General features: G+C 53.8%; 21 protein-coding genes and 3 tRNA genes. 8 read left to right on the top strand and 16 right to left on the bottom strand.

The window, feature by feature from the left end; translation table 11 throughout:
* Positions 1 to 323: 323 nt before the first annotated feature.
* The 6 genes from atpC to GM556_RS00280 form a co-directional block, all read right to left on the bottom strand.
* Positions 324 to 755, bottom strand: a complete 432-nt coding sequence (gene atpC, locus GM556_RS00305; RefSeq protein WP_155578921.1) for an ATP synthase F1 subunit epsilon — start codon at positions 753 to 755, stop codon at positions 324 to 326.
* A 3-nt stretch (positions 756 to 758) separates the two neighbouring features.
* Positions 759 to 2,222, bottom strand: coding sequence for a F0F1 ATP synthase subunit beta (atpD, locus tag GM556_RS00300; protein WP_155573929.1), 1,464 nt, complete (start codon positions 2,220 to 2,222; stop codon positions 759 to 761).
* Positions 2,223 to 2,244: 22 nt separating this feature from the next.
* On the bottom strand, positions 2,245 to 3,144 hold the full coding sequence (locus GM556_RS00295) for a F0F1 ATP synthase subunit gamma (protein ID WP_155578920.1): 900 nt from the start codon (positions 3,142 to 3,144) through the stop codon (positions 2,245 to 2,247).
* An 11-nt stretch (positions 3,145 to 3,155) separates the two neighbouring features.
* Positions 3,156 to 4,694 (bottom strand): F0F1 ATP synthase subunit alpha, encoded by a 1,539-nt coding sequence (gene atpA, locus GM556_RS00290; protein WP_155573931.1) that lies wholly within the window; start codon positions 4,692 to 4,694, stop codon positions 3,156 to 3,158.
* On the bottom strand, positions 4,694 to 5,269 hold the full coding sequence (atpH, locus tag GM556_RS00285; protein WP_266137929.1) for an ATP synthase F1 subunit delta: 576 nt from the start codon (positions 5,267 to 5,269) through the stop codon (positions 4,694 to 4,696). Before atpH ends, atpA begins: the two co-directional genes overlap by 1 nt.
* Before the next feature lie 494 nt (positions 5,270 to 5,763).
* A tRNA-Gly gene (locus GM556_RS00280) sits at positions 5,764 to 5,838 on the bottom strand.
* Between the two features lie 195 nt (positions 5,839 to 6,033).
* Between GM556_RS00280 and GM556_RS00275 the strand changes: the two genes are divergently transcribed.
* The 3 genes from GM556_RS00275 (at position 6,034) to nusG (ending at position 6,979) form a co-directional block, all read left to right on the top strand.
* Positions 6,034 to 6,110 (top strand) — tRNA-Trp (locus GM556_RS00275).
* A gap of 47 nt (positions 6,111 to 6,157) precedes the next feature.
* Positions 6,158 to 6,436 (top strand): preprotein translocase subunit SecE, encoded by a 279-nt coding sequence (gene secE / locus GM556_RS00270; protein ID WP_230873215.1) that lies wholly within the window; start codon positions 6,158 to 6,160, stop codon positions 6,434 to 6,436.
* A 9-nt stretch (positions 6,437 to 6,445) separates the two neighbouring features.
* On the top strand, positions 6,446 to 6,979 hold the full coding sequence (gene nusG / locus GM556_RS00265; protein WP_155573932.1) for a transcription termination/antitermination protein NusG: 534 nt from the start codon (positions 6,446 to 6,448) through the stop codon (positions 6,977 to 6,979).
* Positions 6,980 to 7,133: 154 nt separating this feature from the next.
* Here the strand turns inward: nusG and GM556_RS00260 are convergent, their stop codons facing one another.
* Genes GM556_RS00260 through GM556_RS00250 form a run of 3 tightly spaced genes read right to left on the bottom strand, consistent with a single transcriptional unit; the run spans position 7,134 to position 10,861 of the window.
* The gene (locus GM556_RS00260) at positions 7,134 to 7,793 is read right to left on the bottom strand and encodes a membrane integrity-associated transporter subunit PqiC (RefSeq protein WP_155578919.1); all 660 of its coding nucleotides are present in this window, start codon (positions 7,791 to 7,793) and stop codon (positions 7,134 to 7,136) included.
* A 3-nt stretch (positions 7,794 to 7,796) separates the two neighbouring features.
* A complete protein-coding gene (locus GM556_RS00255; protein ID WP_370513554.1) occupies positions 7,797 to 9,473 on the bottom strand; it encodes an intermembrane transport protein PqiB in 1,677 nt (558 codons plus the stop codon).
* The gene (locus GM556_RS00250) at positions 9,470 to 10,861 is read right to left on the bottom strand and encodes a paraquat-inducible protein A (RefSeq protein WP_230873214.1); all 1,392 of its coding nucleotides are present in this window, start codon (positions 10,859 to 10,861) and stop codon (positions 9,470 to 9,472) included. The genes GM556_RS00255 and GM556_RS00250 overlap by 4 nt, the downstream gene beginning before the upstream one ends.
* Positions 10,862 to 11,030: 169 nt before the next feature.
* On the opposite strand from GM556_RS00250, the gene GM556_RS00245 reads away from it, so the two are divergent.
* Both GM556_RS00245 and GM556_RS00240 read left to right on the top strand, forming a co-directional pair.
* Positions 11,031 to 11,105 (top strand) — tRNA-Thr (locus tag GM556_RS00245).
* Between the two features lie 26 nt (positions 11,106 to 11,131).
* Complete coding sequence (locus GM556_RS00240) at positions 11,132 to 11,929, top strand: restriction endonuclease (RefSeq protein ID WP_196424741.1); 798 nt, start codon at positions 11,132 to 11,134, stop codon at positions 11,927 to 11,929.
* Positions 11,930 to 11,991: 62 nt separating this feature from the next.
* On the opposite strand, the gene ahpF is transcribed toward GM556_RS00240, so the two are convergent.
* Together ahpF and ahpC are read right to left on the bottom strand one after the other, a co-directional pair.
* A complete protein-coding gene (gene ahpF / locus GM556_RS00235; RefSeq protein ID WP_155573935.1) occupies positions 11,992 to 13,560 on the bottom strand; it encodes an alkyl hydroperoxide reductase subunit F in 1,569 nt (522 codons plus the stop codon).
* Between the two features lie 143 nt (positions 13,561 to 13,703).
* Entirely contained in the window at positions 13,704 to 14,276 is a 573-nt protein-coding gene (gene ahpC / locus GM556_RS00230; RefSeq protein WP_099027534.1) for an alkyl hydroperoxide reductase subunit C, read from the bottom strand.
* A 230-nt stretch (positions 14,277 to 14,506) separates the two neighbouring features.
* Here ahpC and GM556_RS00225 point away from each other — a divergent pair, with 230 nt between their 5' ends.
* Positions 14,507 to 15,457 carry a hydrogen peroxide-inducible genes activator gene (locus tag GM556_RS00225; RefSeq protein ID WP_155578917.1) on the top strand — a complete coding sequence of 317 codons (951 nt, stop codon included), beginning with the start codon at positions 14,507 to 14,509 and terminating at the stop codon, positions 15,455 to 15,457.
* A 151-nt stretch (positions 15,458 to 15,608) separates the two neighbouring features.
* On the opposite strand, the gene putA is transcribed toward GM556_RS00225, so the two are convergent.
* The 5 genes from putA to GM556_RS00200 form a co-directional block, all read right to left on the bottom strand.
* Complete coding sequence (putA, locus tag GM556_RS00220; protein ID WP_155578916.1) at positions 15,609 to 19,244, bottom strand: bifunctional proline dehydrogenase/L-glutamate gamma-semialdehyde dehydrogenase PutA; 3,636 nt, start codon at positions 19,242 to 19,244, stop codon at positions 15,609 to 15,611.
* Between the two features lie 275 nt (positions 19,245 to 19,519).
* The gene (gene mnmA, locus GM556_RS00215) at positions 19,520 to 20,596 is read right to left on the bottom strand and encodes a tRNA 2-thiouridine(34) synthase MnmA (RefSeq protein WP_155573938.1); all 1,077 of its coding nucleotides are present in this window, start codon (positions 20,594 to 20,596) and stop codon (positions 19,520 to 19,522) included.
* Positions 20,597 to 20,606: 10 nt separating this feature from the next.
* Positions 20,607 to 20,921, bottom strand: coding sequence for a ferredoxin family 2Fe-2S iron-sulfur cluster binding protein (locus tag GM556_RS00210; protein WP_099027482.1), 315 nt, complete (start codon positions 20,919 to 20,921; stop codon positions 20,607 to 20,609).
* Between the two features lie 36 nt (positions 20,922 to 20,957).
* Complete coding sequence (locus GM556_RS00205; protein WP_155578915.1) at positions 20,958 to 22,112, bottom strand: cysteine desulfurase family protein; 1,155 nt, start codon at positions 22,110 to 22,112, stop codon at positions 20,958 to 20,960.
* Entirely contained in the window at positions 22,109 to 23,290 is a 1,182-nt protein-coding gene (locus GM556_RS00200) for a cysteine desulfurase family protein (protein ID WP_155578914.1), read from the bottom strand. The genes GM556_RS00205 and GM556_RS00200 overlap by 4 nt, the downstream gene beginning before the upstream one ends.
* 294 nt (positions 23,291 to 23,584) lie before the next feature.
* Between GM556_RS00200 and GM556_RS00195 the strand changes: the two genes are divergently transcribed.
* Together GM556_RS00195 and tyrS are read left to right on the top strand one after the other, a co-directional pair.
* Positions 23,585 to 24,310 (top strand): alpha/beta hydrolase, encoded by a 726-nt coding sequence (locus GM556_RS00195; RefSeq protein ID WP_155578924.1) that lies wholly within the window; start codon positions 23,585 to 23,587, stop codon positions 24,308 to 24,310.
* A gap of 40 nt (positions 24,311 to 24,350) precedes the next feature.
* Positions 24,351 to 25,601, top strand: a complete 1,251-nt coding sequence (tyrS, locus tag GM556_RS00190) for a tyrosine--tRNA ligase (RefSeq protein ID WP_155578913.1) — start codon at positions 24,351 to 24,353, stop codon at positions 25,599 to 25,601.
* Positions 25,602 to 25,606: the final 5 nt, after the last annotated feature.

Below are 25,606 nucleotides of genomic sequence, written 5' to 3'. Positions count from 1 at the left end.
ATCCCTTCCAGTCTCTACTTATTAACCAATATTCAATTCTCAATGACCACCCAAACAACCCCAGAACTCCCGCCCCAGCGCCGCCGGTAGAGCGCCTTATACCCACACCACAAAACCCACGCAACCCGATTCCTTAAACTTTCTCAAAGTTTCTTCACATAACCTTCAAAAAACGCAGAAAACAGCCAATTATTAAAAGATCACTCCCCCTCACAAATCACCCAATGCCATTCCTAAAAACAAAATCCCTGTGAGCCTGAACATAAAAAAAGCCGCCTCCTTCACAGGAGACGGCATTCTCTTAAATCACGCACTCTCTAAGCTTAAAGAGCCTTGAGGTCATGTTGTTGGACTTTTTGAGCCACTTCAATCTCAGCACGGACAATCTGAATCTGGCGACTCAAGCTCTCGCGAAGCTCGACTTCATCAGGCCCAACGCTTGTCCATTGGCTTTTTAGCTCATTAAGCGTCTGACGAGCATCATCAATGGAGAGGTCCTCCAAAGCGCGCACCGAATCGGCGAGAATCGTGCAGTGGTCTGCTGTCATATCGACAAAACCACCCCCAACGAAGCAACGCTCCAGAACCTTGCCATCCTGATACAAGGTGACAACCCCACCACGGAGCTGCAACATCAATGGGGCGCGGCCTGGCATGGCCGCAATGTCCCCCTCAGTCCCCGGAACAACCACCATATCGACCTCACGGTCGGTATAGCGTTTCTCCGGACTCACAATCTCGGTGCGAAGCGGCATGGATCAACCCTCCTGCTTCATCTTCTCGGCTTTAAGCTTAGCTTCCTCGATGGAACCAACCATGTAGAAGGCACCTTCTGGCAAATCGTCACACTCACCATTCACAACAGCCTTAAAGGACCGCACTGTATCTTCCAGAGCGACCAGCTTCCCCGGAGAGCCCGTAAAGACCTCAGCAACATGGAAAGGCTGAGACAAGAAACGCTGGATACGCCGTGCGCGACCAACGATAAGCTTATCTTCTTCAGAAAGCTCATCCATACCCAAAATTGCAATAATATCCTGCAATTCTTTGTAGTTCTGAAGCGTGCTTTGCACAGCGCGTGCGACTTCGTAATGCTCCTCCCCCACAATCTTAGGATCCAAAGAGCGAGAGGTGGAATCCAGAGGATCAACAGCTGGATAAATCCCCATCTCAGCGATGGAACGGTTAAGCACCGTTGTTGCATCCAAGTGGGCGAAGGTCGCGGCAGGAGCCGGGTCAGTCAAGTCATCCGCAGGGACGTACACAGCCTGAACGGACGTAATGGATCCCTTCTTTGTAGAGGTAATGCGCTCCTGCAATGCGCCCATCTCTGTTGCCAAGGTAGGCTGATACCCCACGGCGGAAGGAATACGCCCTAACAGAGCAGACACCTCAGAACCGGCCTGTGTGAAACGGAAGATATTATCCACGAAGAAGAGAACATCTTGCCCTTCCACATCACGGAAATATTCCGCGACAGAAAGGCCCGTCAAAGCAACGCGCGCACGGGCACCGGGTGGCTCATTCATCTGCCCATAGACAAGGGCCACTTTGGAGCCGCCATCACCGCCATTTTTATCAAGCTTGATAACGCCTGCACCCTGCATCTCGTAATACAGGTCGTTCCCTTCACGCGTGCGCTCACCCACACCGGCGAACACAGACACACCACCATGCGCCTTAGCAATGTTATTGATAAGCTCCTGAATAATAACGGTCTTACCAACACCAGCGCCACCGAAAAGGCCAATCTTACCACCCTTCAGATAAGGGCAGAGAAGATCGATCACTTTAATCCCCGTTACGAGAATCTCCGTATTGGCGGCTTGCTCCTCAAAAGATGGGGCAGGGCGATGAATCGGAAAGCGTTGGTCCGTCTTAACCGGGCCGCGCTCATCGACAGGCTCACCAACAACGTTCAGGATACGGCCTAATGTTGCTGGCCCAACAGGAACAGTAATCTGCTCCCCTGTATCGGTTACCTCTGCCCCGCGGGTGAGACCATCGGTCCCCTCCATAGCGATACAGCGAACTTGATGCTCACCAATTTCCTGCGCGACTTCCAGAATAATGGTTTGGTCACCATTCTTCACATGAAGTGCATTCAGAATATGGGGTAGCTTGTCCGTAAACTGAACATCCACCACAGGTCCACGAATCTGGGTGATCCGTCCGACACCTACGCCGGCATGGTCAGCAGAGCGGTTGATTCCCTCAGACATCAGATTTCTCTCCTGCATGATCTCAGACGGCTTCCGCGCCGGAAATAATTTCGATCAGCTCATTAGTAATGTTGGCCTGCCGCGTACGGTTATATGTAAGTGACAGACGCTCGATAGCCTTGCTCGCATTACGGCTAGCATTATCCATAGCCGTCATACGAGCCCCTTGCTCGCCAGCGGCACTCTCTAAAAGTCCAGAATAGAACTGTACTTCCAGATTGCGCGGTAGAAGCTGCGCAAGCAACCCGTGGCCATCAGGCTCAAACTCATAAATGGCACCATCCTCCCGCTTATTAGCGGCGGCACCATCATTTTCCACCACGGGAAGCGGAACGAGACCAAGCTTCTCCGCATCTTGTGTCATCGCATTCACAAAGCGATTCCGCATGAGTGCGCAGGCGTCAATCTCCCCAGCCTCGACCATCTCCGTAACCTTTTTGGCCAATTTCTGAGCCAAGGCATAGGCCGTTTTTTGAGTGCTGGCATCGTTATGAAGCGACTCTACAATGAGGTCGGGGTAGTAACGCTGAAAAACATCCGTCCCCTTACGCCCGACTGTGAGCAAACGCACTGTGCGCCCCTCAGCTTGCAAAGCTGCAATCTCCTGCCGGGCGAGACGGATGATATTGGCATTAAAGCCACCCGCCAAACCACGATCGGACGTCACAACCACGAGGAGATGCACATTATCCTTACCTGTCCCCGCTAGTAGCGGAGGCAGAGTAGAGGGGTCCATCCCCTGAGAGGCCGCGGCTAACTCACCCATCATACGCCGCATTGTATCGGCATAAGGGCGGGCTGCTTCGGTTTGATTTTGGACGCGCCTCAATTTCGAGGCGGCGACCATTTTCATTGCGCTGGTAATCTTCCGGGTTGATTTAACCCCGGCAATCCTCCCGCGCAGTTCCTTCATTGAAGCCATGACCTAAATCCTCAGGCCGTAAACCGTTTGCCGAAAGCGTCTAGCAAGGACTTCAACGCGCCCTCGCTCTCCGGTGTGAGCTGCTTCTCTGTATGAATCTTCTCCAAGAGGTCCTTACCGCTACGGCGGACTTCCTCCAGAAGGGAAGCCTCATAAGAGGTCACTTGGTTCACGGCAACAGAGTCCAAATAACCATGCGTACCAGCGTACAACACCACCACTTGCTCAGCAGCGGAGAGTGGCGCAGTTTCTGGCTGTTTGAGCAGCTCCACCAATCGGGCACCACGGTCTAGCTGACGGCGCGTAGCAGGGTCGAGGTCAGAAGCAAACTGAGCAAAAGAGGCCATCTCACGATACTGAGCTAGCTCTAGCTTGATGCTCCCAGCAACCTGCTTCATCGCCTTAATTTGCGCTGCCGATCCCACACGGGACACGGACCCACCAACATTCACAGCAGGACGAATCCCTTTATAGAACAGGTCTGTCTCCAAGAAGATCTGCCCATCGGTGATGGAAATCACATTGGTAGGAATGTAAGCGGATGTATCACCGGCTTGCGTCTCAATCACCGGCAGACCTGTCATGGAACCGCCACCGCATTTATCGGACATCTTGGCGGAACGCTCCAAAAGGCGGGAATGGAGATAGAACACATCCCCGGGGAACGCCTCACGCCCCGGCGGACGGCGCAGAAGCAAGGACATTTGACGATAAGCAACAGCCTGCTTGGAAAGGTCATCATAGCAAAGCAGGGAGTGCATGCCATTATCGCGGAAATACTCACCCATAGCCGAGGCAGAATAAGGGGCGAGATACTGCATTGGTGCGGCATCGGAGGCTGTCGCGGCCACAACGATGGAGTATTCCATCGCCCCGGCTTCTGTCAGCTTACGCACGAGGTTTGCCACTGTGGAACGCTTCTGCCCGATAGCAACATAAATACAATAGAGCGTCTTTTTAGGGTCACCCTCGGAGTTTACAGCTTTCTGAGCGATGATTGTATCAACCAGAATGGCGGTTTTACCTGTCTGGCGGTCACCAATCACAAGCTCACGCTGGCCACGCCCGATAGGCACAAGCGCATCAATGGCTTTAATCCCTGTCTGCATAGGCTCGCTAACAGACTGGCGAGGCATAATGCCTGGGGCGCGGACATCAGCGCGGCGATATTCAATATCATCCTTAATGGGGCCACGACCATCAATTGGGTTCCCCAACGCATCCACAACGCGCCCTAGAAGCCCCTTACCAACGGGGACCTCCACCACTTTACCCGTCCGCAGGACGGTATCACCCTCGCTGATGTCATCGCCATCACCAAAAACAACGACACCCACGCTATCATTCTCAAGGTTGAGGGCCATGCCACGCACGCCACTCCCCTCAAACTCAACCATCTCACCGGCCTGCACATTGGTCAGACCATAGACACGAGCAATACCATCCCCAATGGAGAGAACGGTACCCGTCTCTGACACGGCTTCAGGCTGATCGAAAGACGCGATTTGCTGCTTGAGGATTTCTGAAATCTCGGCGGGACGGATATCCATCACGCGGCTCCCTTCATGGCGTTCTGCAGACGGGCCAGACGCCCGGCGATCGATGTATCAAAAAGAACAGAACCAACACGCACCGTCATACCCCCTAAAAGGGATTGATCGACACGCTCGGTTATAGCGACATTGTTATAGCCAGCCTGCTGGAGACCGGCGCGAAGAGCTTCGCGTTGGCCATCATCCAGAGGTTGTGCTGTCGTTACTTCTACGGGTACTTCTCCGCGCTGTTGTGCGTCTAAGAGAAGAACGGCGTAGAGAATCTCATCTAAGCCCGCAAGACGGCGTTGCCGTGCGATAAAACCGACAAAGCGGCGTACTGCGTCCCCCAACCCTAAAGCTGAGACAAGGGCCTTCACCACACCTTCTGCCTGCCTAAGGTCAAGCCGAGGGTCAGCCAATGCGATACGGAGATCCTCACATTGAGCAATTGCATCACGCAATAAGCCCACCTGCTTCAGGACATCCGCTGTATCTTGTCTGCTGTCCGAGAGATAATCCTCAAAGGCCTTTGCATAACGCTGCGCCACTTCTCCGGGCGTTCTGACCTGCTTATCCTGTGCAACCGTCACGGGCTCATTCCGTCTTCATGAGGTTCTGCTTGTTGGCCAGTTTCCCAGCCCCCTGACCGGTACGCCCCAAGACGATGCCATACGATATGACCCCTCCTAGAACCGGAACCCGGTCAGCGTTTCGTTCATAACCACTAACACGGCCTTTACCGCCAACGCAACTACGCGCCCTACCCCGCTATGCCCCCTCATGAAGGGGTAAGATACCCTCTAGGACACAGCGATTTACCCCCTCTTTATCGCCTCATCTTATGAGAGAAAAAATCTATCCTTTTAAGGGAACGCAAAAAGGCAATACGGCCTAACAACCCCCTGAAATAAAGCTGTTATTGCAACAATAAGACCTGCGTACAACGCAGAAGGAAAAGCGTAGATAAATAGGAAAACAGCCCCCCTCAAAACCCTGCTGAGAGAAGGCCATATCATCTTGCTGCAAAAGCTGCCCTTGCACAGGAAGCATAGCGGCACTGAATTTATAGTTTATGAGGAAATGCTGGAGCGGGCGAAGGGAATCGAACCCTCATCAGAAGCTTGGAAGGCTACTGCATTAGCCATTATGCTACGCCCGCTCGATGCGCTGGGGCTTATAGCTCATCCCGCTTCTTCTATGCAAGAGATTCTCCCATAAGAAGGAAATAATAAAGTTTTTCTATTTTCATGCTAATTTTCATGGAGATAGCTCTTGACTTTATAGCGTTCTCGTTATCTTTTCCTGCCCATCATCCAACCGCATGGAAGGATGGTTAAGGTCGATTCGACCCTGAAGGGGTGTAGCTCAATTGGCTAGAGCGCCGGTCTCCAAAACCGGAGGTTGCGGGTTCGAGACCCTCCACCCCTGCCACGTCATACCCTGCCTGAACCGCTTGCCTTACAATGAGGCAAGCTGTGATGGCCGCAGTCGATTTGAGGATAATGGTGTCGGTCACAAAGCCGAAAGGCACTTCGCCGAAAAGGCCTCCGGCCCAGAAAGGCCAAGGATTCAGCCTTCGCAGATATTTTGCAGATGTTCGTGCCGAGGCCAAACGTGTAACATGGCCCACACGGCGCAACACTATTGTGACGACGGGTGCCGTGTTGGCAATGGTCGTTGCGACCTGCATTTTCTTCTTTATCGTGGACCAAGTGATTGGTCTGGGAATCAGTAAAATCTTGGGTATCGGAGGCTAAAGAAACATCATGGCAAAGCGTTGGTATGTTGTGCATGTTTATTCAGGCTTCGAGAAAAAGATTGCCGAGCATATCCGTGAGCAAGCCGATAAAAAGGGCTTGAGTGACCAGTTTGAGGAGGTTCTTGTACCTTCTGAGGAGGTTACGGAGGTGCGCCGTGGGCGCAAGGTGAATGCTGAACGGAAGTTCTTCCCCGGCTATGTGCTGGTGAAAATGGAGCTGACGGACCAAGCGTGGCATCTCGTCAAGAACACGCCCAAAGTAACGGGCTTCTTGGGGACGCGTAATAATCAGCCAACGCCGATTAGCAATGCAGAAGCTAAGCGCATCCTCCAGCAGGCACAGGAAGGTGTGGAACGTCCACGCTCCAGCCTCAGCTTTGAAATTGGTGAACAAGTCCGCGTCTCTGATGGGCCTTTCACCTCCTTCAATGGCAGTGTTGAAGATATTGATACAGAGAATCAACGCTTGAAGGTGAGCGTCTCCATCTTTGGACGCTCCACCCCAGTTGATCTTGATTATAATCAGGTTGAGAAGCTCTAAGAAAGCTTACCCGTCTTTCTTCTCATTATAAAAGCCACCTGCACTTTCTCCTAAAGGGCGGTGGCTTTTTTATTAAGCTATCTACCTAAAACCCTCTACGAATCGAGATGATTCATAGAGGGTTCATCACATACCAAGCTAGATCTGTTAGTTTTTACCGTGTGGAAGGCGGCAAGCTAGATAACAGCTGGATCGTTTGGTCTGACAGTGCCCCTAGCCCTTCTGCCAATCGAGCTACCAACGCAGCCTGCCCTCCCATTACAGGTTGAGACGATACCCATTGCACTGGGACCGCACGCGCCTCTGCCGGTGATGCCCCTACGCGATGCGCTGACAACACGCCTTTAATAATAGCATGGTCTGCATCATCTTCCTCAAACCGGGAGAGGCTTAACTCCACAAAGGCTCCTGGCCCTACCGCTACCGATTCATTTTGTGAAAACACGATATGACCCGGCAAGCGTTGGCGCAGATTCGCAACTAACGTATGGCCTATCATCTCATTAAGCGGCTCGCTCCATGCGGCACCGGGGATGATGTGGTCCTGCGCGTTGCGTGTTACTTGCACAATGCCATCTTTATCCAGCCGCGCCGTTACTGATGGCGTCCGCACCTCAACCACTTGCGGCACTGTCATCCCCACAAGGGAGGGTGCAACCACCCCCTCCTGAGGGGCCAGCACATAATAGGCGGTTGGCCCACTACTACATGCGGTAAGCATAACACCACTTCCCACGCAGACCGCACCGAGGAGGGCCAAACGCCCCCCCTTCTTACGCAAAAAGAGCGAGGGGATATGAGAAAACTTCATCATAAATCAATGCTTCCGGCCAACGATAAGGGACGAAGGATGACGGTCCAGATAATCTGCTAGCATCTGGAAAGAATGGGACATCCGCGTCAGTTGTACAATAAGGGCCTCAATATTTCGGCGGGCATCTGTATCCCCTCCATAAGCCCCAAGCAGGGTCTTTGCTTGGCCCAAAGCCCCATTGAGATTCTCCATAATCGCGGGGAGATTCTGGTCTGCATGGCTCAGCAAATGATTCAACGACTCTAAAGAGGCCCGCAAAGCTGTAAGAGAGCGCGCCGTATCAGGGCTACTGATTCGCTCATCACTATGGGCTAAGAGGTCGCTCAAATGCTCGCCTATTTGCGTCAGCGGCATGGCAGAAATCTTATTCGTAATCGTGGAGACAGACTGAAGGATACCATCCATACCACCCGGTTCGCTGGGGATAACAGCCACTCCCCCTTCAAAAGAGAGAGTGGCAGGCTTCCCGGCGGCCTCATGAACAAAAGTGAAGGCAATCATCGATTCCCCTGTCAGGAAGCTGACATTCTGGACCGAAGCCCGCATCCCTTCTGCAACAAAATCGCCCAATAATTGGGACATATTCTTCGGGTCGCCATCGCTTTCCCCAACAACACGTTCGGGTTCTAACTGCATCTCAACACGCACGCGAGGATTATGGGATTTATTACCCAGCTCCAGATGGACACCTGTTACTTGGCCAATTTGCAGGCCAAACATGGTGACCTTGCTCCCTTCTGTTAGCCCACCAACGGCTGCATCAACATAAGTAACTACCCGTACACGGTGCCGATACCGGGCATTATCAGCGTCATCCTGCGTCTCATAAAGATGAAACACGGAATTAGACGCCGCTACAGGTGTATCCTCATCCTGCACTTTATCAGGCCGCCCAAAGGCAACACCGCCAGACAGCAACGCTTGAATGGATTGCAAACGAATCTTCAACCCACCGGGGCCAAAACCAATCTGCATCCCAGAGACATTCCAAAAACGGCTATCGGTCCGCAAATAACGGTCATACGGGGCTTTAACAAACACGCGCAACAGCAAGGGACCTTCACCCCCGGGAGGTACAGTATATCCCAGCACCTCACCTACCTGCAGATCACGGTAGAAGATAGGCGCACCCGGCCCAAGAGAGTCCAGCTTGGAGGAGACCAACCAATACATGCTCCCCGGCTGGTCAGACCGCACACCTGGAGGGTTCTTCAACCCCTGAAAATGGCTTTGATACCGCCCCCCTTTTGGATCGCCGGGGTCCATCGCAATATAAGCCCCGGAAAAGAGCGTATCCAACCCAGTAATGCTCGTCCCATTAATACGCGGGCTTACAACCCAAAAGCGCGTATGCTCATTTAACGCGCGGGAATCGATACCGCTCATTTGGACGGTAACATCAGCATGGGTCATGTCTGGGCTTAGCGTGACAGACTGCACAACACCCAAGGTGACGGCCTTGTTTTTCACCTGTGTTTGGCCGGGGATAATGCCATCAGCGGCATCAAAGGAAATAACAATACGCGGGCCCATCGTGGCAAAATGCTGCCATGCCAACCAACCTGATATGCCCAACGCAATGACAGGAATAATCCAAAGAACGGAAAAGCGGGCTGGGCGGGTCTCCCCGGCTACATCACGCCAATGGCCCGGATGTTTCTTATGCTGCTCGTCACTCACGCTTTTTCGGGCTCCATATCCTGTAATGCCGGTTTATCGCTTTCCCCTTTTTGCGAGGCGCGATCAAACGATTCTTGATTATACCCTGCGGCATCCCACATGCAGCGTGGGTCATACAAATCCGCTGCGAAAATAGTTAATACCACCACCATGGCAAAAAAGACCACACCGGGCTCGGCCTCAACACTTGCCATAATGCCAAAGCGCACAACAGCCGCCAAAATGGAAATCATGAACACATCAATCATCGACCAACGGCCAATAACAACAACGAGTTTATAAAGCCGGGTAAGTCGCCTCAGCCCTGCAAGGCTCGCCTTCCCACGATATTGGCAGATAATCATCAAGCCCAGCAGGACAATCTTTAAAACGGGCACGGTGATACTCGCAAATAAGACAAGTAAGGCTAGAAAATAAAGGTCGGATTGCCAAAGCTGTATCACGCCAGAGATAATTGTGCTGGGATGGCCGTGGCCCATCCTGATAAAGGCCATAACAGGCAATAAATTAGCGGGAATGTAAAAAATTAACGCTGCCAATAAAAATGACAAAGCAGCGCGTAATCCGTTGCGCTTCCGCCGCCGTAATATCTGCCCACAACGAGGGCAATCTCCCATATCGCGCTCATCATCCACAACATGCCGTGCTACAAAGCTCATACCGCACGCATGGCAGGAGAGCATATGCTTCTCCGGTGGGATGATGCGGTTTTCTATCTGATACACACCTAATTTACGCCGCTGCTGGACAGAGCGATGATGCCAGATCATCTCTACATCGAATGTAGAATCCATCGCCGCCATCAACAGCATCAATCCGCCCAGCAAAAACACCCCCGGCTGGAGTGTAACAAGAGCGAGGTCCACCAATTTGGTATAAGCCACCAAAACCCCAATAACGAAGACCTCTATCATGGACCATGGGCGTAACCGCTCATACCATGCCATAAGCGGGCGCACCCATAAGGGCATCTCACGGCGTGACGCTCCGTATAAAATCACCGCCATAAGACATAGAACAATGCCAGGCATCAGCACGCTTGCAAGCAATACTAGAATACTAATTCCACCAAAGCCTTGTCGGGCCAGCTCCATCGGGCCGCGATAAAGCGATACCGTGCTCTCCCGCCCATAGACATTAATCGTCAAAAGCGGGCTGACCAATAACACAATGTACAGAGCCAAAGAGGCAAGGCAGAAAATTAACGGCCCGCCAATCTCATCAGTTTTACGGCGGCGGGCCATTGTCTCCCCACACCGTGCACAAGTCAACACATGACCGGGCTTTAACGGTGGGAAATGCTGAAACAGGCCACAGCCAGCACATTCATGCACGCCTTCCACAATTTTAAGATGTGGCTGCTCGCTCTCCTGCCGTGTGAAACTCAAGGACCCGCCTTGGATCCACAACCCCTTATGAAAATGGTCTTTTCTAAGCATCATCTTCTCATGCTCTGTTGCGCGCCTCTCTGCAAGCCTCCTTCGCCCTCTTAACAAGAAATAATTTTACCCATACCATTGCCCCCCTTTGTAATTTTTTGTATAGGCTCGACCGGACGCCGACATAGCTCAGGGGTAGAGCAACTGATTCGTAATCAGTAGGTCCTCGGTTCAATTCCGAGTGTCGGCACCATGTTCCTTATAGGAGCAACGCGCTATATGATTGCGACCGTGCCGTCATTTTTGCCCGGACACGCTATCGCCATCCTCCCAGCAGATTTTGGGCTAGTCTGCTTCTTCGCTATCCTCTTTTTGCAATATCGCCGTTACGTCAAACGCAAGCGCAAAGCATGGCTTGTACTATGCCGCCTGATTGTCCAACACCAAAATACGCTCGCACAACGCCGCCAGACATGTTTGACGAAGGATCATTACGGCATCATCCATAAAAAACGTTGGAATACGGAGCTGGACTATTTTTGCCGCGCTATTTTACGTCCGGCTTTAAACCAGCAGACACTCGGGCAATTTTGGCCTATCCTCCAAAAGCCTATCATGCGGCGTATTCATCGGGTTACAAAAACTCTCCTCAAACGCCAACAAAACGCCCTTACCCAACTACAAGATAGCGCGTCAGACCTTCCCCCAGAACAATTCACAACTGCTATGGACCCGCTAGATTATGAGCGTTTTTGTGCAGGGTTGCTCTGTAAAGCAGGCTGGAAAGCCGTAGCAACCCCACCGGGGAGTGACCAAGGGGTGGATATTCTTGCCGAGCAAGCGGGTATTCATTTTGTTGTTCAATGCAAGCTTTATACACGACCAGTCGGCAATAAGGCCGTGCAGGAGATTTTTACAGCACGCCAGCATCGTCATGCTCATTATGCTGCTGTGGTCTCTAATGCCGGTTACACACGCTCCGCTCGGCAATTAGCCCACGCAACGGGTGTACATTTACTGCATCACAGCCAGCTTACAACCCTGAGTCTTGAGGACCTCCAGCCCGCCTTAGCCTAATACCAGACATAGAAAAGGCCGGCTCTTACACCGGCCTTTTCTCCCTTCAGAGCCGCTAAGCTTTAGGAGGCTGCTGGGACGCGGATCAAATGGTCAAAGGCGGAGAGAGCGGCTTTTGCCCCTTCACCCATAGCGATGATGATCTGCTTATAAGGCACCGTGGTCGCATCACCAGCGGCGAACACGCCGGGGATGGAGGTACGGCAGCGTTCATCAATGCCAATCTCACCGATGCGAGACATCTCAATGCTGCCACCTTTCAGCCAGTCTGTGTTCGGCAACAAGCCAATCTGCACAAAGATGCCGTCAACATCGATGCTATGCTCGCTATTATCCTTCACATCCTGCCAGCTTAGGCCCGTCATCTTACGGCCATCACCGCGAATCTCGGTTGTGCGTGCATTCACCACAATATCGACATTCGGCAAGCTACGGAGCTTATTTTGCAGCACCTCATCGGCTGTTAAGACCGGGTCATATTGGAGCAGCGTCACACGGGAGACGATACCGGCGAGGTCGATAGCCGCTTCCACACCGCTATTACCACCGCCAGCCACAGCCACCGGACGTCCCTTAAAGAATGGGCCATCACAATGCGGGCAGTACGCCACACCGCGTGTACGATATTCTTCCTCGCCCGGTACGTTCAGCTGACGCCAGCGAGCACCCGTTGCCACAATGATGGTACGCGCCTTAAGATGCGCGCCGCTCTCCAGCACGATCTCATGCAGCCCACCTTCCTTCTCAGCAGGGATGAGCTTTGCTGCACGCTGCGCCGTAATGACACGGACATCATAGCTACGAACATGCTGCTCCAGATTCTTCGCCAGAGCGGGGCCTTCCGTCTCCGGTACAGAGATGAAGTTCTCAATCCCGGCTGTATCCATGACCTGACCACCAAAGCGTTCAGCCAGGATACCGGTCCGCACACCTTTACGCGCGGTATAAATCGCCGCAGCACAGCCTGCCGGGCCGGAGCCAATCACCAACGTATCAAACGGGGCTTCATCATTCAGCTTCTCAGAGGCTTTTGCAGCACCCTCTGTATCAATCTTAGCCAGAATCTCCGGCAGTTCCATCCGCCCGGTGGAGAAACGCTCCCCATTGAGGAAGACTTGCGGCACAGAGCGTACATCACGCTCATTCACCTCATCTTGGAACAACGCCCCATCAATAGCGGTATGATGGATGTTCGGGTTAATCACGCTCAGCGTATTGAGAGCCTGCACAACATCTGGGCAGTTATGGCAGGAAAGGGAGAAATAGGTCTCGAAGTGGAACTCACCCTTTAGAGCCTTAATCTGCGCAATCTGCTCAGCCTCAACTTTTGGGGGATGACCGCCCACCTGTAGCAGAGCCAGTACCAGAGAGGTGAACTCATGCCCCATTGGGATACCGGCAAAACAGACCTGAACATCAGAATCCGCAGCACGAATCACAAAGGAAGGACGACGAGAGTCCGTGCCATTATCTTGATAGGAAACTTTATCAGAGAGTTCGGAAATTTCTGTCAGAAACTCCTTCATCTCACGGGACTTGTCGCCCTCATCGAGGGAGGCAACAAGCACAATATTATGGCGCAGATGCTGGAGGTACCCTCTCAGCTGGCCTTTAAGATCATCGTTCAGCATGATTCTCTCCAGAAGCTCTGGTGCTCAAAAACACTCTGTTAAGGCCATAAGCCCTATGAAAAAAAGGAGGCGCGCCACAGCACAGCACGCCTCCCCCAAAAGGTGAGGAGAGGCCCCCACCAATATCCCTTAATAGGATGTAATCAGATCTTGCCGACTAGGTCCAAAGAAGGGTTCAGAGTAGCTGTATCGCCGCCCTCTTTCCACTTAGCAGGGCAGACCTCACCAGGGTGAGCTGCAACATACTGAGCAGCACGGATCTTATCGAGCAGCTCCGCAGCACTACGGCCTACGCCCTCGGAAGTGATCTCCATGTACTGGATCTTCCCTTCTGGGTCGATCAGGAAGGTCGCACGGTCAGCTGTGTGGCTACCATCAGCGCGCAGAGCATCGAAGTTACGTGCAATATCACCAGAAGGATCGCCGATCATGGTGTACTGCACCTTCCCAATAGCTGGGGATGTGTCGTGCCATGCTTTATGCGTGAAGTGCTTATCGGTAGAGACACCGAAGATCTCTACACCCAGCTTTTGGAATGTAGCGTAATTCTCAGCGAGGTCTTCCAGCTCTGTCGGACAGACAAAGGTGAAGTCAGCCGGATAGAAGAAGACGACAGACCATTTGCCGCGTAGGTCCGCATCGGAGACCTGAAGGAACTTACCATCACGGAAAGCCTGAGCGGTAAAAGGCTTAATTTCGGAACCAATAGCAGGCATGGAGACCTCCTCATTTACTAACAAAGTGTAAACTTCCACCGAACTTGTGGAGCCCCTCATGGGAGCAACCGAAGCGCGAGAAAGTCAAGCAAGTTTATTGGTACCCCACCCTAAGGGTAACGTCTAATTGAGAGTTATTATGAGTATAATTAAGAATCATTATCAATCTTTCATTCCTTTCCATCTTTCCCTCTTGGCTCTGCCTCCAACTCCGCTTATGGATAGACTCTATGTCCTACGTTCCTCTCTCCGGTTTGTCCCTACGGGACATCGAATATGTTGTCGCAGTTGATGATCTGCGTAATTTTTCCCGCGCGGCTGAGCGTTGTGGCGTCAGTCAGGCGGGGCTTTCTGAGCAAGTACGCAAGCTAGAGCAGCTTCTTAATGTTACTTTGTTCGAACGCTCCCGCCGGCATGTTGCCCCCACGCCAGAAGGTGAACGACTCATCGCCTTAGGGCGCGACGTCCTCGCTTCTGCTCGCAATCTGCTAGAAGTCGCTCGCGCTCATACGGGGCCGCTGGATGGCTTGCTGCATATCGGCGTTATCCCAACCTTAGGGCCTTATTATATTCCCGCCCTTCTCCCACGGTTGCGGCAAAAATACCCTCAGCTCGGTTTGCGGTTAAGCGAAAATACAACGCCAAACCTTGTCCAGCTTCTCCGCCAAGGTAGCCTTGATGTTGCCTTTATGGCACCAACCACCGCGACCGAATCGCTAGAGCATGCGCCGCTCTTTCAAGAGCCATTCTTAGCTGTGTTCCCAAAAGACCACGATCTTGCCCATAAGAAGAATCTCTCCATCAATGACCTAGCACGGCCTGATTTGCTCTTGTTGGAGGATGGCCATTGCTTGCGTGACCAAGCTCTCTCCCTCTGCCCCAGCAATTTCCGCGCCCAAGACCAGCGTCTTGCAACTAGCTTGGAAATGTTATGGCACATGATTGGCGCAGGAGAAGGTTTCTCCCTCATACCGCGCCTTGCTCTTAATAATCGGCATGAGTTTGAGGGGCTTGTTACGATTCGTGAACTTAACGAGGCTGAAGCCCGGCGGACAATTAGCCTTGTCTGGCGTCCATCCGACCCACGAGCAACCTCCTTCCGTGAGTTAGCCAACTTCCTCCGCGTTGCCACGCCAGAAGGATGCCTCCCCCTGCCCAAAACAAAAATCCCTACCACCTAAAAGCAGAACAGGACATATCATCATAAAAAGGGGGGAAAGAGCCATGGCTTCTTCCCCCCTTTTTCTTATCCATACCCTGCATATAGCACGAAGAAGGCCGGGTGGATTATGATTCACCCGGCCTTCTTCATCTATAAAGCGGAAGCCCCTCTTAGCTCAGAGCCATCAGCTCCGCATTACCACCAGCAGCCGCCGTATTAACGCTCACTAGCTTCTCTTGCACCAAAGCTTCCGGCTGAAGGGTGGAGCCATCTGCCCAATAGACCAACGGTACAGGGGCATCAGGGTTTTTGAGCTGGTCCGCCACAATCTGCCACAGCCCCTCATGCGCACTCTCAGCAAGAATGACAGAGCATGCCTCAACATCTTCTAACGAATCAGCAGGATGAATTGCCTCCCGTAGGACATCTGGCATGGTCTCCAACGTCTTAATCACCGCAGGAGCAGCAAGAGCGATGACCTCATTGCCACAGCTAATGGCATAGCTGATCATGCGCTTTAGGCCCTGCTCCGTCTCTGCCACAGCGAGGACGCGGCCCCGTGGCTCCAACGTGTAAGTATTGCTCTCCCCAACCGGGGATGGCAGCGCAAGCTTGCAGGAAAGCAAGCCATGATCCATCCAAGGTGTGACCTCATGGGCTAGGTCGCGATCATTCGTGCCCAGCCATAGCAACCATGAGCGTGCCATAGCCGGCATTGCCCCCGGTTGTGCGAGTGGCGTCCGTGGAGCATCTGCCAACTGGCGGCGCAAGGCCAGCGGACCCCCAGCCTTTGGCCCCGTGCCAGAGAGACCATGCCCACCAAAGGGTTGCACACCTACAATCGCCCCAACAATATTGCGATTAACGTAGATATTCCCTGCTTCCACCCGCTCCACAAGGAAGTCAATGCGAGAGGCAACACGGCTATGCACACCAAAGGTGAGGCCATACCCCCCTGCATTGCTGCGTGTGATAAGGGCTTCTAGCTCATCACGTTTATAGCGTAGGACATGCAGCACAGGGCCGAAAATCTCCCCGCCAACATCAGCGATGGAACTCACCTCAATCAAGGTTGGTGGCACAAACGTCCCCCCTTGTGTTTCCTCCTCCACGGTTGGAGCTTGGAAGACAGGGTGATTCCGGCGGCGTAGAGCCTCGATGTGATCGTTAATCCCTTTGCGAGCGACCTCACTAATGACAGGCCCAACATCAGTTGGCAACTTGGCGGGAATCCCAATCCGTAACTCCTCCATCGCGCCTTTCAGCAAGGAGATGATACGATCCGCAGCATCTTCCTGCACGCATAGCACGCGCAGAGCCGAACAGCGTTGCCCCGCACTATCAAAAGCGGAGGAGACGATATCCTTCACCACCTGCTCTGGCAAAGCGGAGGAATCGACAATCATCGCATTCAACCCGCCAGTTTCCGCCACAAGTGGAACAGGCTGACCATTGCGGCCTAAACGGCCATTCAACTGACGTGCAATAATCTGCGCAACAATGGTAGAGCCCGTAAACATCACACCACCGATGCGCTGGTCTGCCACCATGGCCTCCCCGACATCCCCTTCACCGGGAAGGAACTGCACAACCTCCTCTGGTACACCTGCCTCATGCAGAAGCTTTACAGCTTCCATAGCAATCAATGGGGTTTCCTCAGCCGGTTTGGCGATGACGGTATTCCCCGCAGCCAAAGCAGCGGACACCTGACCAAGGAAGATCGCTAACGGGAAGTTCCACGGGCTAATGCACACCACAGTGCCTAGGGGGCGGTGCGTCTCATTATTAAACTCCCGCCGGACTGCCCCGCCATAATAACGCAAGAAGTCGATCGCCTCACGGACCTCAGCCACAGCATTGGGGTAGGACTTCCCTGCCTCACGCACGGCCAACCCCATATAGGCAATGTAGCGTTCCTCCAGCAAATCAGCAGCGCGCTCCAAAATCGCACCACGTTCCTCGGCTGGACGTGCGGCCCAGCCTGCAAAAGCTGCTTCTGCAACATCTACAGCGTGGCGAATATCCTCAGGCACCGCAAAGGTCACTTGGCCGACCTGATCCTTACGCTCCGCAGGGTTTGTAACGGGATGAACCGGACGCGTCGCCTCACCCAAACCGGGCACTAGCGGATACGCCTCATACTGCTCTGGCAGGCTGTAAAGCACCTCGCCAAGATGGCTCAAAACAGGCTCATGGTTCAGGTCCATACCCTTAGAGTTTTGCCGCTCTGGCGCGAACATATCGAGCGGTTTTTTAATCTCAGGGTGAGGGGCTCCCACAGGGCTGTAAGAGCGCGTAACCTTAACAGGGTCCTCCACCAATTTTTCTAGCGGAATGTTGGGGTCACCAAGCAGATTGATGAAGGAGGAGTTCGCTCCGTTCTCCAATAGGCGGCGGACGAGATAGGCCAACAGCGTGTCATATGTCCCCACCGGGGCGTAAATCCGACAAGGCCGGTTAAGGTTCTTTGCCCCCACAACGCGCTCAAAAAGGGCCTCACCCATGCCATGCAGACATTGGAACTCAAATTGCCCCGGTTGGAAGTCCTGACCAGCCATTGCGTAAATCGTGGCCACTGTCCGCGCATTATGTGTCGCAAATTGTGGGAAAATCGCATCCATTGCCCCTAAGAGCTTACGCGCACATGCAATATAGCTAACATCCGTATGGCATTTACGCGTAAAGACGGGGAAGTCCGAAACACCATCAATTTGAGCCTTCTTCAGCTCGCTATCCCAATACGCCCCTTTTACGAGGCGAATCATCACACGGTGATGCGTCTCACGGCCAAGGGCGATAATGTAATCCAACACAGCTGAAGCGCGCCGCCCATAAGCCTGCACAACAAAGCCGATGCCATCCCAATCCGCCAACTCTGGGTCGCGGCACAAAGCTTCCAGAATATCGAGCGAAATATCCAGCCGTTCGCTTTCTTCAGCATCAATATTCAAGCCGATATTGTAATGCTTCGCCCGCACAGCGAGGGCTTTTACAGTTGGCAGCAGCTCCTCCAACACGCGCTCACGCTTTGCCCGCTCATAACGCGGATGCAGGGCAGAAAGCTTAATGGATAGGCCGGGACGCTCATAGACATTCTCACCCTTAGCCCGGCTACCGATAGCCTCCAACGCTGCATGGTAAGACGCCTGATACCGCTCGGCATCGGCATGGTCCAACGCAGCCTCACCCAGCATATCGTAGGAATAGGTAAAGCCTTGTGCCTCACGCTTGCGGGAATCCTTCAATGCGCCTTCAATAGTCTGGCCAAGGACGAATTGCTGGCCCATCATCTGCATTGCAAATTGCACAGCCCGGCGGACAATCGGCTCCCCACGATCACGCAGCAGACGATGAATCACGCCCATACGCCGCTTAGGCGCAACGAGACGGCCGGTAATGTCCAATCCCCATGAGGCTGCATTGATGATCAAGCCACGATCACGCCCCATATGAGAGAGCCAGTCCCCCACACCAACTTGGTCCCGAATCAACGCATCACGCGTGGCATGGTCTGGTGTACGCAGCAAAGCCTCGGCCATGCTCATCAGAGCCACACCCTCCGATGAGGCAAGGCTGAACTCTTGCACCAAGGTCTCAACAAGGCCTGGCTGGCGATGATCGCGCAGCGCACGCGCTAGAGAAAGCCCAACTTTGCTGGCGATTGCTTCCTCATCAACGCTCATCTCAGCGGCTGGAATCAAAGCCTCAACGCAGGCTTGCTCTGGGTACCGGATTTTCTCGGCAATGGCCTTCCGCAGAGCGGAACGTTCCGGTAATGAACCAAAATGACGTACAAAATAAGCCATACCAAACCCTCAAGCTGATAGCGTGATAATCACTTCCCGTTGTTGGTGGAGAAAGAACTTCTCTACCTCCAGCCAGACCATGAAACATAGGGGGTTGTCCATATCCAAAAGGAAGATTTGTGCAAAATATATTTTAAAATCGAAACATTCCTAAAGCGTGGCCCCCTCTAAGAGGCCAAATAACACCTTCAGAGCCCACTTTTGCGCCCCTCTTTCGCAAAAGCGACTCTTTTCCTCCCATAAAATCAATAAGATGTGATTCATATAGAGAGCGTTTAGGCGAGAATAAACCCACCACCCAGAACACGCTCCCCCTCATACATCACACATGCTTGCCCCGGTGCGGGCAAAGCGGGCTCTTCGAGCTGAACCTCTGCCCGATTCCCCTCTAAGGGGCGTATAAGGGCTTGACGCAACCCCTCACGCGCGCGTAGCTGCACTCCGCAGCGCACGCCGTCTGCTGGGGCATCAATCAGCCAATTCATATCCCTTAGCTGGACGATGCGGCGGCTCTCATCATGAATGACCTTCTGACGCGGGCCAACAATAATGCGGCGGGAAGGCACATCAATCGCCGTGACCATCTGACGTTCCCCCGTACCGGTATGAATATCCCCCAACCGGCGGCTCTGCCCCACAGTGTAACGCGCAATCCCCTCATGCTGGCCCAGCACATTGCCGTGCTCATCTACAATATCGCCCGGCCCACCAATCTCTGGTCGCATCTTCTCCACCAATGTGGCGTAAGAGCCATTCGTCACAAAGCAAATATCCTGACTATCGCGCTTTGTCGCCACATCCAGCCCTAGCTCCTCCGCTAAGGCACGGACATGAGCTTTATCGGGCATCTCACCAAGGGGGAAGCGGAGGAACTCCAACTGTTCCCGCGTTGTGGCAAAGAGAAACCAACTTTGGTCTCTATCCCGATCCACAGGGCGGTGCATCTCCACCCCAGTAGGGCCCTCAACCCGGCGGACATAATGGCCAGTCGCCATAGCCTCGCAGCCTAAATCCCGCGCCATTGTCAGGAGGTCCGTAAACTTAACGCCCTGATTACAAGCCACACAAGGGACAGGGGTTTCTCCCCGGGCGTAAGAATCGGCAAAACTCTCAATAACGCTATCGCGGAAGCGGCTCTCCGCATCAATAACGTAATGAGGAAAACCGATTTTCTCCGCCACTAAACGCGCATCCATAATGTCCCGCCCTGCACAGCAAGCCCCCGGCTTGGCGGGGCCGCTATGGTCGTAAAGCTGTAAGGTGGCCCCGATGACCTCGTGGCCTTGCTGCTTGAGCAACGCTGCCACAACAGAACTATCGACCCCACCAGACATAGCTACAAGGATGCGCATAACGCTTACCTTACCCCGCTTTGGGAAGATGAACGACAAGGCCATCCAGCTCATCTGTCATGATGATTTGGCAGCCAAGGCGCGATGTTTTCTCCAGCCCAAAGGCGAGGTCGAGCATATCTTCTTCATCATCGGTTGGGCTGGTGAGTTTATCGGCCCATGCTGGGTCCACGATAACATGGCATGTCGCACATGCTAGGGAGCCCTCACAGGCTCCTTCAAGGTCGATATTATGCTCATGGGCAATCTCCAAGACGGAGAGACCTGCCTGTGCCTCCACCTCATGGCGGCTACCATCACGCTCAACAAAAACCATCCGTGGCATAAACCCTCACTCCCTCTGAAATCCACGCAGGCGTGGTTAACCACCTGTTAAAACCTGCCTAAATTGAGCCACTGCGCGCTCCACGTCATCTGCTGAGGTAAAGCGTCCGACCGAAAGACGCAAGCTCCTGCGTGCTTCTCTATCGGTCAAGCCCATTGCCTGCAATACATAAGACGGCGCACCAGACGCTGCCGAACATGCTGAACCAGCCGAAAAAGCCAGCCCCGGCAGGGATTTCATCAAGTCTTGAGCCTCCGGCCCATCAGGTAAGCAGCAATTCAGTACACCCGGCAGATGCGGAGCTTGGCCGCCATTAAGCCGCGCTGTTGGGCAAAGCCTCTGCATAGCCTGCCAAAGCTGGCCGCGCAATGCCATAAGGCGCGGCACCTCCTCCGGCTGGGCGGCTAGGGCAAGACGTGCAGCGACAGCCATCCCCACAATGAGCGGGACAGGCAATGTGCCAGAGCGCATACCACGCTCCTGCCCTCCACCAGAGATTAAAGGCAATAGCCGCACACGAGGCCGCCGCCTTATATATAACGCTCCGACCCCTTTAGGGCCGTATAGCTTATGGGCCGAGAATGAGGCGAGGTCGATCCCCTCTAAACTGCATGGTAATTTACCGAACATCTGCGCCATATCAACATGCAGCAACGTCCCTGCTTGCTTGATAAGCGGCATAAGCTGGGGGATGTCGTGGACGATACCTGTCTCGTTATTCGCCGCCATGAGGCTTACAAGCGCAGTTGGTGTTTTTAAGGCCTCGGCTAATCGATTTGGCTCTACACGCCCATCAGGCCCTACGGGGAGGATAATAGGCTCAAACCCTTCATCTGCGAGGGAGCGCACAGCCTCCAACACGCATTTATGTTCCGTTGCGGCTGTAATAACACGCCGTCTTGTATCGCCCTGCGTCTTTAAGAACCGCACCGCCCCTTTAATGGCCAGATTATTGGATTCAGTCGCCCCCGAGGTCCATATCACCTCATGAGGGCTCACCTGCAAAAGCTGCGCCATCTCTTGGCGGGCCTCCTCTACGGCCTCCTCCGCCGCACGGCCAAGCTGATGCACACTCCCAGCATTACCAAAGGACGCCGTAAAATAGGGCAGCATGGCCTCTATAACACGCGGGTCACAGGGGGTTGTCGCGAGGTAATCTAAATAGATAACCTCCTGCTTATCCGCCTTCATGACGTAGTACGATTATTTTGTAAGAGGCCACGCTCGGCAAATCGCTGCGCCATACGGCTATAAGCCTGCCCAAAGGCACGCACATGCTCTGCTTGCACATTCCATGGCAGAGAGATGCGAATCGCCTGCCCCGCGCCTTCGCCTTGCCCCATAGCTTCCAACACATGAGAGCGCGCCACTTTGCCGGACGAACAGGCCGAGCCAGCAGAGACGCAATAACCCTCAATATCCAAGGCCATAAGCTGCACCTGCGCCGCTACACCGGGTAGAAGGGCACTCACCGTATTCGGCAAGCGCGGGACGTCACGGCCCATAATGACCGCCCCTGCATGGCAGCAGATGGCCTCTAGCTCATCACGCAATATCTGCAGGCGACTCCATTCTTGCTGCTGGCTTTCCACCAACGCAGCGGCCATGCTGAGATGCGCTGCAAGGGCGGGGGTACCCCCGCGCCGTCCACGCTCTTGCCCCCCACCGGGAAGAAGGGGGGGTAAGGGCCGGTCCTCTGGCAGAAGAAGAGCCCCCGCCCCCATTACCCCACCCATCTTATGGGCAGATAAAGCAAGGCTCGCCCCTACTAACGCCCCTGACGCCACGGCTTGAGAGAAAGGGTCTGTCCCGCTCATCCGCCCCGCTGCTTGCACCGCATCAATATGCAAATGCGCTCCGTATTGGCGGCATAAAGCGGCAATATCCTCCAACGGTGCATACACACCCGTCTCATTATTCGCCGCCATAATACATACGAGCGCACCTGCCTCTGCTGCATGGGAGGCAAGCTGTGTTTCCAAAGCTGCACATTCTATGAGACCATTTTGATCCACCGGAATCACGCATGCTCCCGGCGCGGCTTTACGAATGGCGTCATGCTCGGTCGCACCGATGAGGATAGGCCGCCCTATCGCATGGCCAAAACCATGCACGGCAAGCGTATTCGCCTCCGTCCCGCCGGAGGTGAACACAAAGCTATCCGCCTCTCGCCCAAAAGCTCCGGCAAGCTGTTTGCGTGCTTGCTCTAACATCACACGGGCCTTACGCCCTGCTGTATGCACAGAGGCAGGATTACCCAGCTGGGCAAGCCCCTCATTCAACGCCTGTTGGGCTATGGGGCGTAACGGCTCTGTCGCATTAGCATCCAAATAAAGCGGGTTATGCTGTGAAGGCGGGGCATGAAGCATGGAGACTCCTCCTCTTTCTGCTGCCTCTGATAAACCTGACCCCTATAAAGAGACAAACATAATCTAATTTACTTTTTTGAAAAAACCGGCATGTGAGAGTCGATTTTACTAGAAATTAGTAAAGCAAAACCGATATACAACGCCGATATACCTCTCCCGGCTTGGTGTCCATCCATCTGCGAGGGGCGCAAAATCATGCCCGGTCCCACAAAGGCCGGGCATAATCGGTTCGTACATCACCTTACCCTCCATATTTTAGGGATGGTCAGGGTGGACAATAAAGATGAGAGACGCATGCCTGAAGTCATGTTCGCTGGCCCTGATGGGCGGCTCGAAGGCCATTATCACCATTCCGAAGACCCTAACGCTCCTCTCGCCCTTGTCATCCACCCCCACCCGCTCCATGGCGGGACGATGAACAACCGCATCACTTACACCATGTATCGGCGTTTTCAGATGATGGGGTTTTCCGTCCTGCGTTATAATTCCCGCGGGGTTGGTCGCTCTCAAGGCCGTTATGATGGCGGTATTGGGGAAATCTCCGATGCAGCAGCTGCTCTGGACTGGATGCAGATGATTAACCCCAACTCCTCGGAGTTGTGGATTGCTGGATATTCCTTCGGGGCCTTTGTAGGGATGCAGCTGCTGATGCGCCGGCCAGAAATCCGCGGTTGGATTAGCGTTGCCCCCCCTGCTGATGATTATGACTTCAACTTCCTCGCCCCCTGCCCCTGTAGCGGGTTAATGATTGCTGGTGGGCGAGATAACATGGCCCCAGAGCCTGTCATCCGTAAACTGGTTGAGAAGCTCAACACACAAAAGAATGTGACGGTGGATTATCGCCTCTTCCCAGAGGCAGACCACATCTTCTCCCAGCAAGCGGAGCTGATTGCCGATGCGTTGGAGGACCATGTCACCACCCGGCAGAAAAACCTCTTTGCACCAGAGCCTGCCTCTATCGCCGCCCCCGCGCTAGAACATGATGCAGAGCCAGAGCATGAGGCAGAAGCCATCGGCTAAGCGATCCCCCTTGCTATAGACTTCAGAAAAGAGCTTTTCCATGACCGACATCACACTTAAAAGCCCCTTCCTGCAAGAAGCTCAGGCCCGTGGGATGATTTTCCAATGCACTGATTATGAGGCGTTGGATGCTCTTATGCAGGAAGGCCCCATTACGGCTTATATCGGCTTTGACCCTACAGCTGATTCCCTGCATGTGGGTAATGCGATGTCGATTATGATGTTGCGGCTCTTACAAAAGCACGGCCATCACCCTATTGCGCTCATCGGTGGGGGGACGGCGAAAATTGGTGACCCGTCCTTCCGCGATGAAGCCCGCTCGCTGATGAGCAACGAGACCATCACCCATAATCTCGCAGGGTTGCGCGCCTCACTGGGGCAATTTTTGGATTTTGATGATGGTAAATGTCGCCTCGTCAATAATGCGGATTGGTTGGATAAGCTCTCTTACATCAGCCTATTGCAAGATGTTGGGGTGCAATTCTCTGTCAGTCGGATGCTCTCTTTTGAGAGTGTGAAGCAACGTCTTGAGCGTGAGCAGGGGCTGACCTTCTTAGAATTCAACTACTCCATTCTTCAAGCATTCGACTTCCGGGAGCTCTATCGCCGTCATGGGGCCATCCTTCAGATGGGGGGCTCTGACCAATGGGGCAATATCGTCTCCGGCATTGACCTCGCTCGCCGTACCGATGGAGCGCGGCTATTTGGGCTGACAACACCGCTTGTTACCACCTCCTCCGGGGCTAAGATGGGCAAGTCCGCCAATGGGGCGGTGTGGGTCCGCAAGGAGCGGCGGCCTGTATTTGATTACTGGCAGTTCTGGCGCAATACGGAAGATGCGGATGTAGGCCGCTTCCTCAAAATGTTTACCGACCTCCCCGTGAAGGAATGTGAACGCCTCGGCGCGCTGGAAGGAGCAGAGATTAACGAAGCTAAGAAGATTCTGGCTACAGAGGCCACAGCCATCTGCCACGGCCGTGCTGCCGCTGAGGAAGCCGCTGCAACTGCCCGCACCGTGTTTGAGCAAGGCAGCACACAAGCCGCCCTGCCAGAAGTCACCCTGCCTGCTAGCCTATTTGCCGAGGGTGTGCCTGCCTTTAAGCTCTTTGCAGAGGCAGGCTTAGCCGCCAGCGGGGGCGAGGCACGCCGCCTCATCCGCGGAGGTGGTGCCCGGCTGAATGATGTCGTCATCAAAGATGAGAATCAAATCATCACATCTGCCGACCTAACAGACGGCACGCTAAAGCTCTCCTCTGGCAAGAAGAAGCATATCCTCATCCGGGTAGGGTAGCAGGG

It is taken from the genome of Bombella sp. ESL0378 (assembly GCF_009725845.1).
In the GTDB taxonomy this organism is placed as follows: domain Bacteria; phylum Pseudomonadota; class Alphaproteobacteria; order Acetobacterales; family Acetobacteraceae; genus Bombella; species Bombella pollinis.
This window is presented reverse-complemented; position numbering and strand designations above follow the sequence as displayed.